Source organism: Pseudomonas sp. NBRC 111139 (genome assembly GCF_001753955.1).
In the GTDB taxonomy this organism is placed as follows: domain Bacteria; phylum Pseudomonadota; class Gammaproteobacteria; order Pseudomonadales; family Pseudomonadaceae; genus Aquipseudomonas; species Aquipseudomonas alloputida.
The window spans coordinates 37,988-51,769 of record NZ_BCBP01000033.1; the positions used below are offsets into that span (position 1 = coordinate 37,988).

At 62.7% G+C, this 13,782-nt stretch carries 12 protein-coding genes; 5 read left to right on the plus strand and 7 right to left on the minus strand.

Annotated elements, in window-relative coordinates:
* Positions 1-112: 112 nt before the first annotated feature.
* On the plus strand, positions 113-1,750 hold the full coding sequence (locus BJQ17_RS13060) for a 5-guanidino-2-oxopentanoate decarboxylase (protein ID WP_070096159.1): 1,638 nt from the start codon (positions 113-115) through the stop codon (positions 1,748-1,750).
* A gap of 123 nt (positions 1,751-1,873) precedes the next feature.
* Here the strand turns inward: BJQ17_RS13060 and BJQ17_RS13065 are convergent, their stop codons facing one another.
* The gene (locus BJQ17_RS13065; RefSeq protein WP_003251974.1) at positions 1,874-2,794 is read right to left on the minus strand and encodes an AraC family transcriptional regulator; all 921 of its coding nucleotides are present in this window, start codon (positions 2,792-2,794) and stop codon (positions 1,874-1,876) included.
* Positions 2,795-2,996: 202 nt separating this feature from the next.
* Here BJQ17_RS13065 and BJQ17_RS13070 point away from each other — a divergent pair, with 202 nt between their 5' ends.
* Both BJQ17_RS13070 and BJQ17_RS13075 read left to right on the plus strand, forming a co-directional pair.
* Positions 2,997-3,290: a putative quinol monooxygenase gene (locus BJQ17_RS13070; protein ID WP_003251976.1), complete on the plus strand. Its 294-nt coding sequence runs from the start codon at positions 2,997-2,999 to the stop codon at positions 3,288-3,290.
* A gap of 16 nt (positions 3,291-3,306) precedes the next feature.
* Complete coding sequence (locus BJQ17_RS13075; protein WP_014859143.1) at positions 3,307-3,573, plus strand: hypothetical protein; 267 nt, start codon at positions 3,307-3,309, stop codon at positions 3,571-3,573.
* Here the strand turns inward: BJQ17_RS13075 and BJQ17_RS13080 are convergent, their stop codons facing one another.
* On the minus strand, positions 3,574-4,179 hold the full coding sequence (locus BJQ17_RS13080) for a flavin reductase family protein (RefSeq protein ID WP_003251979.1): 606 nt from the start codon (positions 4,177-4,179) through the stop codon (positions 3,574-3,576).
* 119 nt (positions 4,180-4,298) lie between these two features.
* Positions 4,299-4,625 (minus strand): hypothetical protein, encoded by a 327-nt coding sequence (locus BJQ17_RS13085; protein WP_054888630.1) that lies wholly within the window; start codon positions 4,623-4,625, stop codon positions 4,299-4,301.
* 342 nt (positions 4,626-4,967) lie between these two features.
* Here BJQ17_RS13085 and BJQ17_RS13090 point away from each other — a divergent pair, with 342 nt between their 5' ends.
* Entirely contained in the window at positions 4,968-5,720 is a 753-nt protein-coding gene (locus BJQ17_RS13090; protein ID WP_003251984.1) for a membrane protein, read from the plus strand.
* Positions 5,721-5,845: 125 nt separating this feature from the next.
* Here the strand turns inward: BJQ17_RS13090 and BJQ17_RS13095 are convergent, their stop codons facing one another.
* The 4 genes from BJQ17_RS13095 to bglX form a co-directional block, all read right to left on the minus strand.
* Positions 5,846-7,165, minus strand: coding sequence for an MFS transporter (locus BJQ17_RS13095; protein WP_003251986.1), 1,320 nt, complete (start codon positions 7,163-7,165; stop codon positions 5,846-5,848).
* Positions 7,166-7,419: 254 nt separating this feature from the next.
* Entirely contained in the window at positions 7,420-8,754 is a 1,335-nt protein-coding gene (locus BJQ17_RS13100) for a sigma-54 dependent transcriptional regulator (protein ID WP_070096160.1), read from the minus strand.
* Positions 8,748-10,505 (minus strand): ATP-binding protein, encoded by a 1,758-nt coding sequence (locus BJQ17_RS13105; protein ID WP_070096161.1) that lies wholly within the window; start codon positions 10,503-10,505, stop codon positions 8,748-8,750. The genes BJQ17_RS13100 and BJQ17_RS13105 overlap by 7 nt, the downstream gene beginning before the upstream one ends.
* Positions 10,506-10,591: 86 nt before the next feature.
* Entirely contained in the window at positions 10,592-12,883 is a 2,292-nt protein-coding gene (gene bglX / locus BJQ17_RS13110) for a beta-glucosidase BglX (protein ID WP_070096162.1), read from the minus strand.
* A 186-nt stretch (positions 12,884-13,069) separates the two neighbouring features.
* Between bglX and BJQ17_RS13115 the strand changes: the two genes are divergently transcribed.
* The gene (locus BJQ17_RS13115) at positions 13,070-13,687 is read left to right on the plus strand and encodes a TPM domain-containing protein (RefSeq protein ID WP_003251995.1); all 618 of its coding nucleotides are present in this window, start codon (positions 13,070-13,072) and stop codon (positions 13,685-13,687) included.
* Positions 13,688-13,782 lie beyond the last annotated feature (95 nt).

Genomic DNA, 13,782 nt, shown 5'->3' on the forward strand with positions numbered 1-13,782 from the left:
AGTAAGCCATGATCACAGGACATGGCTAGTATGTGTTTTTTTTACATTGTGGCGATAGCCGTGGCTTGGGTCCAATAAGGGCATACCCCAACACGATTCATGGTGACCCCTGATGGCAACCTGCGGCGAAGTACTGGTCAAACTCCTTGAAGGCTATGGCGTCGATCATGTCTTCGGCATCCCCGGTGTACATACCGTGGAGCTCTATCGTGGCCTGGCGGGCTCTTCCATTCGCCACATCACCCCACGTCATGAGCAAGGTGCCGGGTTCATGGCTGACGGCTATGCGCGCACCCGCGGCAAACCCGGGGTGTGCTTCATTATCACCGGCCCGGGCATGACCAATATCACCACTGCCATGGGCCAGGCCTATGCCGACTCGATCCCGATGCTGGTGATTTCCAGCGTGCAGTCCCGTGACCAGCTGGGCGGTGGCCGTGGCAAGCTGCACGAACTGCCCAACCAAGCCGCGCTGGTATCGGGTGTGGCGGCGTTTTCCCACACCTTGATGAGTGCAGCCGACTTGCCGCAGGTGCTGGCCAGGGCATTTGCCGTGTTCGACAGTGCCCGGCCACGCCCGGTGCATATCGAAATCCCGCTCGATGTGCTGGTTGAACCGGCCGACTTCCTGCTGCCGGGCCGCCCTGTACGGGGCAGTCGGGCAGGGGCTGCACCGCAGGCCGTGTCGCAGATGGCTGAGCGACTGGCCAGTGCACGTCGGCCGCTGATTCTGGCCGGTGGCGGGGCGTTGGCTGCGGGCGCTGCGTTGGCACGCCTGGCCGAACACCTTCAGGCCCCGGTGGCGTTGACCATCAATGCCAAAGGCTTGCTGCCAGCCAGCCACCCATTGCAGATCGGCTCGACCCAGTCGTTACCCGCCACACGGGCGCTGGTGGCCGAGGCCGACGTGGTGCTGGCGATCGGTACCGAACTGGCTGAAACCGATTATGACGTGACCTTCAAGGGAGGCTTCGAGATCCCGGGCAGGCTGCTGCGCATTGACATCGACCCGGACCAGACCGTGCGCAATTATCTGCCGGAGCTGGCGCTGGTAGCCGATGCCGAGCTGGCAGCCGAAGCGCTGCTCGGTGCCCTGCAAGCCCAGCCGCAGCCAGTGCACGAAAGCACTTGGGGCGTGGCCCGCGTGGCCGACCTGCGCAAGGTCCTGGCGGCAGACTGGGACCAGCCAACCCTGAGCCAGACACGTTTGCTGAGGGCCATACTGGAGCGCCTGCCTAATGCGATTCTGGTGGGCGACTCGACCCAACCTGTGTACACCGGCAACCTGACACTCGACATGGAGCAGCCACGCCGCTGGTTCAACGCCTCGACCGGTTACGGCACCTTGGGTTACGCGTTGCCAGCAGCCATGGGCGCCTGGTTGGGCAGTGCCGAGCAGGCCGTCGAACGCGCTCCGGCGGTGTGCCTGATTGGTGATGGTGGTTTGCAGTTCACCCTGCCGGAACTGGCCAGTGCAGTGGAGGCACAGGTACCGCTGATCGTGCTGCTGTGGAATAACCAGGGGTACGAGGAAATCAAGAAATACATGGTCAATCGGGCGATCGAGCCGGTCGGGGTGGATATCCATACCCCGGATTTCATCGGCGTGGCGCGAGCGTTGGGCGCGGCAGCAGAGAACGTGGCCGATATTGCCCAATTGCAGGCGGCGCTCGGGCAAGCGGTGGAGCGCAAGGGGCCGACCTTGATTCAGGTGGACCAGAATCAGTGGCAGGCCGCGGTGTTGGGTTGAAGCATTGCGATTGCCTGTATCGGCCTCTCGTGCCTGCAGGCAGCGCGCAATTTTCGCATCTGTGCAAAAACCTGCAGGTGCGGGTTTACCCGCGAAAGCGCCGGGGCAGGCGAGTGTCGAGCTTCAGACCGCAGTAGCCCGCAACCGAGCCACATCGCGAATTGGCGGCGCGCCGTAAAGCCGGCTGTATTCACGGCTGAATTGCGACGGGCTTTCATAACCCACCCGATAAGCCGCCACCGCCGCCTCCAGCCCGTCGTTCAACATCAGCCGCCGCGCCTCTTGCAGGCGCAGTTGCTTCTGGTACTGAAGCGGGCTCATCGAGGTCACGGCCTTGAAGCGGTGGTGCAAGGTCGAGGTGCTGAGGTTGACCTCACGCGCCAGGTCCTCGATACGCAGCGGCTGTTGGAAGTTGTTGTTGAGCCAAGTGATGGCCTGGCAAACCCGGTGGGTCTGGCTGTTGGCCAAGGCAATTTCATACAGCCGGTAACCCTGCGGCCCACGCAGCAGGCGGTAGAGAATCTCGCGGCGGAACAGCGGCGCCAGCATTGCGATGTCGCGCGGGGTGTCCAGCAGCCGCAGCAACCGCAGCAGGGCATCGAGTAACGCGGCATCAGTCCTTTCCACATACAAACCACGGCCGGAAGGTCGATTGGGTACCAGCATCGGTCCGCTCTCGGCGATCAGCTGGCTGATCTCGGCCGGGTCCAGGTCCATGCGCAGGCCCAGGCTTGGGTTCTCGGGGCTGGCATCCAGCCTCACGGCACTGAGTGGCAAGGTTACCGAAACGACCATGTAATGCAGTGGGTCGTAGGCGTATTGCTCGTCACCCAGGAACAGGCTTTTGCTGCCCTGGGCAAGGATGCACAGGGCAGGCTGCGCCAGGGTGGGTACAGAACGCACATTTTCGGTGTAACGCACCAGGTACAGGTCATCGATGGCCGATGCTGGGCCATAGGGCTCGCCCGCGTGGCGGTTGATCAGCTCTGCCAGCTCCAGGCGCTGCAGTTCCAGGGTCGGTTCGGTGGACGTGGCGGTGGTCATGATGGCTTTCCTCTGCTGACCGACGCAGCATAGGTTTGAGCAAAGACGGGCGCTAGTCGAAAGCTGCATGTCGATTGCCTGATCCTGCCGCGCTGCAGGATCAGGCAATCGACATGCAGTAATGGCCTAACGCGCCGCGCGGGTGAGCGCCTAACCTTGGCAGCCTGGCTTTTCCGTCCGCCTGCTTCAAGGAGATTGTGCAATGACCCTTAAACAACCGGTCACCCACCTTGCTTTCATCCGTGCCAGCAGCGGGCGCTCGGCAGAGCTGGGCGCGCGCCTGCGTGACCTGCTCGAGCCCTCGCTGCGTGCACCGGGATGCCTGAGTTTCACCGTGCAGCGTTCTCAGGCTGATGCTGACCTGTGGTTGCTCAGCGGAAGCTGGCAGGACCAGCAGGCGATGAGTGGCTACTTTGCTTCACCGACACTGGAGGTGTTCGGTGAGCTGGTGCAGGCTCAGGTGGTCAGCAGCCTGGACTTGCATACCTTCGATTGAGCGTGGATGAGGTAAAGTGACGCCCTTGTTCAATCACGCGGACAGCAACATGGCACGTAGGGAATTCACTCATTTCGAAGCGGTATCGGCGATGGTGCCGGTGGAAGGTGGCGGCTACAACGCGGCCATCGCAGTCAAAGCCTTGGGCATGGGCGGTGCGCCGCGTTTTCACAAGGTTCTCGACGGGCAGGTGTTCAAGGGCGCTGTGGCCGCCGACGAAGCGGCCACCGCCGAGCTGCAACGCCTGCAGGGCGTCAGCGAAGAGGGTGAGCTGGTCTGGTGATCAGGCCGGCGGCCGGGCCATCTTGAACAGGTTGCCCAGCTCGAAATAATCCGCCGGGCCACCCCCACGCAGGATCGGCTCAGCGGCAGCGGTATCGTAGATGCCGTTGTTCAACAGGTGCTCGGCAATGTGCACCGCCACCACTTCCCCAAGGATCAGCCAGCTGGGCACCTCTTGCTGGTCGGCGCGCTTGAGCTGGACGATCTGGCTGACCTTGCACTCGAAGGCTACCGGCGTTTCACCCACGCGCGGCACCTTGACGATGCTAGACGGTGCGGCAGTGAGGCCGCTCAAGTCGAATTCGTTCACTTCGGCAGCAACCGGTGCGCAGCTCAGGTTCATTTGCTCGGCCAGTGGGCGGGTGGCCAGGTTCCAGACGAACTCACCGGTCTGCTCGATGTTGTTCAGGCTGTCTTTGCGCCCGACGCTGCAGAAACCGATGATCGGCGGGATGTAGTTGAACGCATTGAAGAAGCTGTAAGGCGCCAGATTCAGGCGGCCTTCGCGGTCCTGAGAGGAGATCCAGCCGATAGGGCGGGGACCGACGATGGCATTGAACGGGTCGTGCGGCAGGCCGTGGCCTTTGGCGGGTTCGTAGTAATACATCTGTGCTGGGCTTGTTGGCCCTACCTCCTGGTGGACAAGGTGCCTAGTGTGCCAAGCCTGAGCTCGTGTGCAAATGATCAAGCCCGGCCGAAGCCGGGCTGGGTGCTCGCAATCAGGTATCAGCTGATGCGGTGCGCGTTGGTGCGGTCGAAGCCGTCTTCAGCGAAGCGCTGGCCGCCGGTGCGGTCGAAGCCGTCTTCAGCGAAGCGCTGGCCGCCGGTGCGGTCGAAGCCGTCTTCAGCGAAGCGCTGGCCGCCGGTGCGGTCGAAGCCGTCTTCAGCGAAGCGTTGGCCACCGGTGCGGTCGAAGCCGTCTTCAGCGTAGCTGGCTTGCTGGGTTTGAACCGCGGCAAAGGTGTGAGCGTCGGTCCGGTCGAAGCCATCTTCGGCGAAGGCGCCAGCTGCGAATACCGAGAGGGCCAGGGTAAGGATCAGTTTGTTTTTCATGGTTGCTGCTCCGAGGGTGCGAGAGGTTGTTTGTTTCTATGGGTTTAATCCTACGCCTATAAATTTGATTAAAAAGCGCAAAAAATAGCGCATAAAAATCGAATAAATAGATGTGTCTGTGTGCGCTGCGCGTGAGTCAGGCAGCGGGGTCATCCACTCGCTGCAAGCACTCGCGTCGTCGTTTTCTCAGCCATTGCAGCTTGAAGAGCGGGAATTAATGGGGCGTTAAGAACGAAATATCTTGTTTCAAAGTTCTATCAACGCTTTTTTCATGCGTCACCAACCGTTTTTTCAGATGCACCTCAGCACCATCGCCGCACCTTAGACTGGAGCGGCACAACAATGAACAAACTCCCGCAAATCACCTTGGCCTTCTGGGTCATGAAGATCTGCGCAACTACCCTTGGCGAAACGGCAGGCGACTTGCTGTCGATGACGTTGAACATCGGCTATGCACTCAGCTCGTTGATGCTGATCAGCGTGTTCCTGCTGACCTTGGTCGGCCAGCTTTACTCACGCCGCTACCACCCGATGTTGTATTGGCTGGTGATTCTCTCCACCAGTACCGCTGGCACCACCATCTCCGACTTCATGGACCGCACCCTGGGCCTGGGTTATGCCACGGGGTCGGCCCTCCTCATCGGCATCCTGCTGCTTACCTTCCTGGCCTGGCGCCTTAGCGGCAACCCGCTGGATGTCAACCGCATCAAGAACCGAACGGGCGAGCTGTTCTACTGGGTGGCAATCCTGTTTTCCAACACCCTTGGCACAGCGCTGGGCGACTACCTGGCCGATGACTCGGGGCTGGGCTTTGCCGGCGGTGCGCTGTTGATTGGCAGTACCATTGCACTGGTGGTGGTCGCCCGCTACTGGACGCGTATTCCCGGCGTGGTGTTGTTCTGGGTCGCGTTCGTGCTCACCCGGCCGTTTGGCGCCACCTTGGGCGACTTCCTCACCAAACCCCATGAAAAGGGCGGCCTGGACTTCGGCACGGTCGGCTCTTCGGCTGTGCTGGGCGGGGTGTTGCTGGTGCTGGTGCTGATGGCCAACTGGTATCAGCGTCGTGACCCGCGACAGGCGCTTGAGATGTCCTGAACCGGCTTTCAGGTACGAGTGAGCCGAATAGAATGTTTAGTCGGCTCACAGCGACATAAGTGCTGATCGAACAAATGAAAAGGGCGCACCTGAAACGGTGCGCCCTTTTCATTTCGGCTTCGCATTCACTCAGTGGTAATCCGCGAGTGCTGCTTGGTGTCTTTCATGGTCGCGTAAACCAGCAGCGAGCAGGCGATACAGGCGGTGACATACCAGTAAAAGCCGCTCTCCATCCCAGCGCTTTTGAACCACAGGGCCACGTATTCGGCGGTGCCACCGAAGATCGACACGGTCAGGGCATACGGCAGGCCCACGCCCAGGGCGCGAATCTCGGTAGGGAACAGCTCGGCCTTGACCACGGCGTTGATCGAGGTATAGCCGCTTACGATGATCAGTGCGGCCATGATCAGGAAGAACGCACCCCACCAGGTCTGGATGGTGTGCAGGGTGCTGAGGATGGGGACGGTGAACAGGGTGCCGAGCACACCGAAGGCGATCAGGATCGGACGGCGACCGATCTTGTCGGACAGACCACCGATCACCGGCTGCAGGCACATGAACAGGAACAGCGTGGCGGCCGAGATGGTGGTTGAGTCACTGATGCTCATGCCCACGGTGTTGACCAGGTATTTCTGCATGTAGGTGGTGTAGGTGTAGAAGGCCAGGGTGCCGCCCATGGTCAGGCCAACGACGGTCATCAGCTCCTTGGGGTGACGCAGCAGGGTGCGCATCAGGCTTTCCTTGGCCTTTTCCTTCTTGGTGAACGAGGCGGTTTCTTCCATGCCGCGACGCAGGTACAGGGCCACCACGGCGCACAGCGCACCGATCACGAACGGCACGCGCCAGCCCCAGGCGTACAACTGCTCGGTGGTCAGGGTCTGTTGCAGGACGATCAGGACCGCCAGGGCGATGAGCTGGCCAGAGATCAGGGTCACGTACTGGAAGCTGGAGAAGAAACCACGGCGCTCCTTGCTGGCCATCTCGCTGAGGTAGGTGGCCGAGGTGCCGTATTCACCACCCACCGACAGGCCCTGCAGCAGGCGCGCGATGACCAGCAGGACAGGTGCGGCGACGCCGATGGTTTCATAACCTGGGGTCAGGGCGATGACCAGCGAGCCTGCGCACATGAGCAGTACCGACGCCATCAGCGCGGCCTTGCGGCCCTTGCGGTCGGCGTACAGGCCCATCAGCCAGCCACCGATCGGGCGCATGAGGAAGCCCACGGCGAAGATCGCAGCGGTATTGAGCAGTTGTGCGGTGGAGTCGCCGGCGGGGAAGAAGGCCTTGGCGAAGTACAGCGAGAATGCGGCGTAGACGTACCAGTCGTACCATTCGACCATGTTGCCGATGGACCCGCTGAAAATCGACTTCAAGCGGCTGGCGGTGGTTTTTTCTGCGGCAGGCGCGGTGGCCGCCCCGGCGGGCAGGGAGGTGGCGTTATCCATCAGGGATACCTTCTCGTTGTTTTTGTGGAGCGCGCCGTGGCGCAGCTTGCCAAGGCAATTGCAGAAGGTGTGCCAAATGGGGGCGGGCTGATTCATTTCAGGGCATCCAATACCCCAAAACCGGCACAGTAGTGGGGCTTGCGCTGCCCTTTGCGGGAGCGGGCTTGCCTGCGAAGGGCTGCAAAGCAGCCCGGAATCTCGAGGTGATAAGCGGTTTTTTGCCTACCAGGTGCAGGTCATAAGCGGATTTCCGCTCATTCCGGCCCAACAAAATCCTCGCGCACCAGCCCATGCCGTTGCATCTTCTCGTTAAGGGTGCGCCGCGGCAGTTGCAACGCCTCCATCACCGACTTGATCTCGCCCCCATGCTGACGCAAGGCCGCACGCAGGCATTGCGCCTCGAATGCTTCCATCTGCTCGCCCAGCGACTGCCCGGCAGGTGCCACCTCGATGTTTGGCGAACCTAGCCCCAGCGCATGCCGCTCCGCCGCATTGGCCAGCTCACGCACGTTGCCAGGCCAATCATGTGACAGTAGCTGCGCCAGCTGTGCAGCCGATAGCGGCGGGGCGGTGCGACCCAGCTTTTCACCTGCAGCACGGGCAAAGTGTTCGAACAGCAGCGGAATGTCCTCCCGCCGCTCGCGCAGCGGTGCCAGGCGCAATTCGGCCACGTTCAGGCGGTAGGCCAGGTCTTCGCGGAAGCGCCCGGCACGCGCCTCCTCGAGCAGGTCGGGCTTGGTCGCAGCAATGATGCGCAGGTCCACGCTGATGCTCTGGTTGGCCCCCAGGCGCTCCAGCTTCTGCTCCTGTATCACCCGCAACAGCTTGGCCTGTTGGGCCAGTGGCATGCTCTCGATTTCGTCGAGGAACACGGTGCCACCGTTGGCATATTCCAGCTTGCCGATCCGTTTACCCTGGGCGCCCGTGAAGGCGCCGCTCTCATGGCCGAACAGTTCGGCCTCGAACAACGACTCGGGGATGGCTGCGCAGTTAAGGGCTACAAAGGGCTTGGCGGCACGGGGGCCAAAGTCGTGCAGGCAGCGGGCCACCCGCTCCTTGCCACTGCCGGTTTCACCGCGAATCAGCACGTTCACCGGCAGGCCGGCCAGGTCCAGCACTTGCCGGCGCAGCTGTTGCAGGCCCTGGGACATGCCCAGTAGCGTGACTTCCAGGCGTGACTTGAGGTCGGCCTGCTCGTGGAGCCGGCGGTTCTCAAGTACCAGCTGGCGCTTTTCCAGGGCGCGGCGCAGGCTGCCCAGCAAGTCTTGCGGCGTGAAGGGTTTTTCCAGGAAGTCATAGGCCCCCATGCGCATGGCTTCTACCGCCATCGGTACATCACCGTGACCGGTCAGCAGAATCACGGGCAGGTCGGGGTCGTTCGCCTGCAGGCGTTCGAGCAATTGCAGGCCATCCATGCCCGGCATGCGCACATCGCTGATGATCACCCCAGGGAAGTGCTGCGGCAGGTGTGCCAGGCACGCTTCGGCGTGAGCGAACAACTGCACGCTGAAGCCAGACAGACTCAGCCATTGCTCGACAGCAGTGCGGATACTGGCTTCATCATCGACGACGATCACCGAATTCAACATACAGGCTCCAGGTCACGGGGCAGGGTAAGGCTCAGGCGCGCGCCGCCAGGCAGGTTTTCGGCCCGCAGCTGGCCGCCGGCCTCGTGGACGATGCCGTAGGAAATGGCCAGGCCCAGCCCTAGCCCTTCCCCCACCGGTTTGGTGGTGAAGAACGGGTCGAAGACCTTGGCCAGGTCGGCTTCGGCAATGCCGCCACCCGAGTCGAGCACACTCAGGCGCCATAGCTCCCCGTCGGGTTCGATGCGGATCTCCAGGCGTTTGTAACGCTTGTCGAGCATGGCGTCGAGTGCATTGTGCAGGAGGTTTATCAGCACCTGCTCCAGGCGGATGGCATCGCCGCGTACCCAGGCCGGGCGTGCCAGGTACAGCGCCACTTCCACTTCCTCGTTGCGAAGGCGCGCTTCCAGCAGATGCAAGGCCTGGTCGACCACTGTTGCCAGGTCAAGGCGTTCGCGCAGGCCCATCGGGCTGTTGCGGGCAAAGGTTTTCAGGTGGCTGGTAAGTGCTGCCATGCGCGTGAGCATCTGTTCCAGTGGCTCCAGCGCTTGCCGCGCTTCGTCATGGCGACCATGGTCAAGCAGCAGGCGCAGGGTTTCCAGTTGCATACGCTGGGTGGTCAGCGGTTGGTTGATTTCGTGGGCCATGGCTGCCGACATCTGCCCGAGAGCGGCGAGCTTGGCTGATTGCACCAGGCCTTCCTGGGCAGTGCGCAGCTCACGGGTGCGTTCTTCGACCTGGCGTTCGAGTTCTTGCCGGCTGCGCTGGCGCAGGCGTGCCAGGCGCAGGCGTTGGCTGACGAAAAGGGCGGCGAACACCAGGCTCAGCCAGACGGCGGCGGCGCCAAGCGCGGCATTACGGCCGTCGGCAGCGACCTGCGGTTTGCGCAGCAGGTGCAAGGTCCAGTTTTCGCCTTCCAGCGGCAGGCTTTCCCACAGGTACTCGGTACTACCCTCGGGGCCTTGCACGCGGCTAAGGGTGCTGTAGGGGGCAAACCGCGTCAGCACCTGATGGTGTAGCGGCACCAGCGGTTGCTTGTCGTACTGACGGGTTTCGGCCAGCTCGGCACGGTCGGCGCCACTGAGCGGCTGAAGTTCGCGGTAGCGCCAGCCATCCTGGTTTGCGATGAAAGTGATGCCGCGGGCGTCGCTGACCAACAGGATATCGTTGCCCTGTCGCCATTCGCGCTCCAGCTCAGGGAACTCCAGCTTTACCACCATGGCGCCAAGGAATCGGCCATGCTCGTCGTTCACCGCGCTGGCGAGGAAGTAGCCCGGCACGCCACTGGTCACGCCCACGGCATAGAAGCGGCCACTGCCCTGGTTGCGGGTTTGCTTGAAGTAGGGGCGGAAACCGTAGTTGGAGCCGACGTAGCTGCTGGGCAGCCGCCAGTTGCTGGCGGCAATGGCCAGCCCGGTGCGGTCGAGCAGCTCGAGGGTGGAGGAATTGGCGGCGCCATTGATGCGTTCGAGCTTGAGGTTCAGGGCGTTCTGAACCTTTTCGTCGACCGGGCCGCGCAAGGCTGCGATCAGCTCAGGGTCCAGCGCCAGCACGGCGGGGAGGGCACGGTAGCGATCGATCAGGGTGTGCAGTGCGTTGGCGTACAGGCCCAGTTGCTGGCTGGCACGCTTGGCGTCGTCTTCCATGGCCTGGCGCTTGGCCTGGTGCATGGCCCAGCCGGCGCTGAGTGCGGTACCCAGCACGATCAGCAGGGTGATCAGCCCCAGACGCAGGGCGCGAAAGGAAAAGGGCATCGGGGGCGGATCCGGTGGCGGGATATCGGGGCCGGCCTCTTCGCGGGTTTACCCGAGAAGAGGCCGGAACAGGCGGCCTTTTTCAGTCAAAGCAATTCAAAGCTCTGCTGCTGCACCGCCTGGGAGTCCAGCCCTACCTGGACATTGAACTCCCCTGGTTCGGCAACCCGCTGCAACTGGCCATTGTAGAACTTCAGGTCGTCTTCGCTGATGCGGAAGGTCAACGTGCGGGTTTCATCCGGTTCAAGCATCAGCTTCTGGAAGTTTTTCAGCTCTTTCATTGGGCGGCTCATCGATGCCGACACATCCTGCAGGTACAGCTGCACCACCGTCTCGCCTGCAACCTTGCCGGTGTTCTTGACCGTTACCTTGGCTTCCAGCGTATCGCCGCGCTTGAGATCCTTGCTCGACAGGTTCAGGCCCGACAGCTCGAAGCTGCTGTAGCTCAAGCCATAGCCGAACGGGTAAAGCGGCCCGTTGGGTTCTTCGAAGTATTGCGAGGTGTAGTTGCCCGGCTTGCCCGGCGTGAACGGCCGGCCGATGCGGGTGTGGTTGTAGTACATCGGGATCTGCCCCACCGACCGTGGGAAGGTAATGGCCAGCTTGCCGGAGGGGTTGTAGTCGCCAAACAGCACGTCGGCGATGGCATTGCCGCCTTCGGTGCCGGCGAACCAGGTTTCGAGGATGGCGTCGGCCTGCTCGCGCTCCCAACTGATCGACAGCGGCCGGCCGTTCATCAGCACCAGCACCAGCGGTTTGCCGGTGGCCTTGAGCGCCTTGATCAGCTCGCGCTGGCTGGCCGGGATCTCCAGGGTGGTACGGCTCGACGACTCGTGGGACATGCCGCGGGACTCGCCGACCACGGCGACCACGACGTCGGATTGCTTCGCCGCCTTGACTGCTTCATCGATCAGCACGGCAGGCGGGCGTGGGTCGTCGACGATTTCCGGGGCATCGAAGTTGAGGAAGTTCAGGTAGTCGAGTATCGCCTTGTCGCCCGTGACGTTGGAGCCTTTGGCGTAGACCAGCTTGGCCTTGCCTTCCACGGCGCGGCGCAAGCCTTCGCGCACGGTCACCGAGTGGACGGGTTTACCGTCGGCGGCCCAGCTGCCCATCATGTCGATCGGGGCATCGGCCAGCGGGCCGACCAAGGCAATGGTGCCGGCCTTTTTCAGCGGCAGGGTCTGGTTGCGGTTTTCCAGCAGCACCAGGCTGCGGCGTGCCACGTCACGCGCAGCTTCGCGGTGCAGGCGGTCGTTGCCGTAGTAGTCCTTCAGGTCGGTTTCGGCCTTGCCGATGCGCACGTACGGGTCTTTGAACAGGCCCATGTCGTACTTGGCACCCAGCACTTCACGCACCGCCTGGTCCAGCTCGCGCTGGGTCACCTCGCCGGACTTCAGCAGGCCCGGCAGCTCTTCGCCGTACAGGGTATCGTTCATGCTCATGTCGATGCCGGCCTTGATCGCCAGCTTGGCGGCTTCACGGCCATCACGGGCGACGCCGTGGCGAATCAGCTCCTGGATGGCACCGTGGTCGCTGATGGTCACGCCCTTGAAGCCCCACTCCTTGCGCAGCAGGTCGTTCATCAGCCAGGTGTTGGAGGTGGCCGGTACGCCGTTGATCGAGTTCAGCGCCACCATCACGCCACCGGCACCCGCATCGAGCGCGGCGCGATAGGGTGGCAGGTAGTCGTTGTACATTTTCGGCAGGCTCATATCGACCGTGTTGTAGTCGCGCCCGCCTTCCACGGCGCCATACAAGGCGAAATGTTTGACGATGGCCATGATGCTGTCGGGGTTGGCCGGGCTGCTGCCCTGGAACGAGCGCACCATTACCTGGCCGATTCTCGAGGTCAGGTAGGTGTCTTCGCCGAAGCCTTCACTGGTGCGGCCCCAGCGCGGGTCACGGGCGATATCCACCATTGGCGCGAACGTCATGTCCAGGGCGTCGGCCGAGGCTTCGATCGCGGCGGTGCGGCCGACCTTGGCGACGGCCTCCATGTCCCAGGTAGCGGCCATGCCCAGGCCGATCGGGAAGATGGTGCGCTCGCCGTGGACGGTGTCGTAGGCGAAGAACATCGGGATCTTCAGGCGGCTGCGCATGGCCGCGTCCTGCATCGGCCGGTTTTCGGGGGCCGTGCGGGAGTTGAAGGTGCCACCGATACGGCCGGCGGCGATTTCCTCGCGGATCTTGTCGCGGGGCATTTCCGGGCCGATGCTGATCAGGCGCAACTGGCCGATTTTCTCGGCTTCGGTCATCTGGCTGATCAGATGCTCGATGAATGCCTGCTTGTCCTGCAGGGGCGGGGCGGTGGGGGCGGCGAGGGCCGCCTGACTGGCAAGGCCCATGGCCAGGCCCAGCAAAGACAGTTTCATCATCAATTCCGTTTTGGGGCCTCTGCCGTATCCACGGTGATACGTGCGCGACCGAAGTTTTCAGGCGGCTATTGTTGTACGATTTGCAGGCAATTCTTCCAGCGGCGGATTATGCCTGAATATGTCGCCTGCGGATGAAGCCCCGAATGCCGGGATAACAACTATAAGAATGCTCAAGAGACCGACGGCATGACCCCCTTCGACGAATACCATCAACGGCAGATTGCCGAAGCCATTGCCCGTGCCGAACGGCGTACCGATGCCGAACTGGTGACGGTGCTTGCCCGTCGTGCCGACGATTATGCGTATTGGCCGTTGTTGTGGGCCGCCGTGCTGGCACTGACCGTGCCCGGTCTGTTGCACTGGCTGCTGGCTTGGCCCAGCGTGCGTGGCGTGCTGATGGGCAACGTGCTGCTGTTCGTCGTTTTGTGCCTGCTGCTGCGCAACCCGCGCCTGGCCGACTGGCTGATCCCCCGTGCCTTGCGCCGCTGGCGTGCCGCGCGCCTGGCCCGCCAGCAGTTTCGCGAGCAGAACCTGCAGCGCACAGCAGGCGCCACGGGCGTGCTGATTTTCGTCAGCGAGGCGGAGCGGCATGTGGAGATCCTGGTCGACCGGGGTATCGAACACTGCCTGGATGCCGAAGCCCGCGCGGCCATCGGTGCCCGCTTGGCCGAGCAGGTGCGCCAGGGCCGCACCTTGCAGGGCTTTGTCGAGTGCATCGAAGCGTGTGGCGAGCTGCTTAGCCAGCACGTGCCGCCAACCCATGCCCGCAACGAGTTGCCCAACCGCTTGGTGATTCTCGACTGAAGGCGCGCCCAGCCTTGCTGGATTCCCTGTAGAAGCGGGCTTGCCCGCGAATCAGGCGACACGGTGTCTGCCACCGGCTTTGCCGGTGTTCGCGG

What these genes read in the sequence shown, in the direction of transcription:
- BJQ17_RS13060 (WP_070096159.1), top strand. Translation starts at nt 113, where the DNA reads ATGGCAACCTGCGGCGAAGTACTGGTCAAACTCCTTGAAGGCTATGGC.
- BJQ17_RS13065 (WP_003251974.1), bottom strand. Translation starts at nt 2,794, where the DNA reads ATGACCACCGCCACGTCCACCGAACCGACCCTGGAACTGCAGCGCCTG.
- BJQ17_RS13070 (WP_003251976.1), top strand. Translation starts at nt 2,997, where the DNA reads ATGACCCTTAAACAACCGGTCACCCACCTTGCTTTCATCCGTGCCAGC.
- BJQ17_RS13080 (WP_003251979.1), bottom strand. Translation starts at nt 4,179, where the DNA reads ATGTATTACTACGAACCCGCCAAAGGCCACGGCCTGCCGCACGACCCG.
- BJQ17_RS13085 (WP_054888630.1), bottom strand. Translation starts at nt 4,625, where the DNA reads ATGAAAAACAAACTGATCCTTACCCTGGCCCTCTCGGTATTCGCAGCT.
- BJQ17_RS13090 (WP_003251984.1), top strand. Translation starts at nt 4,968, where the DNA reads ATGAACAAACTCCCGCAAATCACCTTGGCCTTCTGGGTCATGAAGATC.
- BJQ17_RS13095 (WP_003251986.1), bottom strand. Translation starts at nt 7,165, where the DNA reads ATGGATAACGCCACCTCCCTGCCCGCCGGGGCGGCCACCGCGCCTGCC.
- BJQ17_RS13100 (WP_070096160.1), bottom strand. Translation starts at nt 8,754, where the DNA reads ATGTTGAATTCGGTGATCGTCGTCGATGATGAAGCCAGTATCCGCACT.
- BJQ17_RS13105 (WP_070096161.1), bottom strand. Translation starts at nt 10,505, where the DNA reads ATGCCCTTTTCCTTTCGCGCCCTGCGTCTGGGGCTGATCACCCTGCTG.
- bglX (WP_070096162.1), bottom strand. Translation starts at nt 12,883, where the DNA reads ATGATGAAACTGTCTTTGCTGGGCCTGGCCATGGGCCTTGCCAGTCAG.
- BJQ17_RS13115 (WP_003251995.1), top strand. Translation starts at nt 13,070, where the DNA reads ATGACCCCCTTCGACGAATACCATCAACGGCAGATTGCCGAAGCCATT.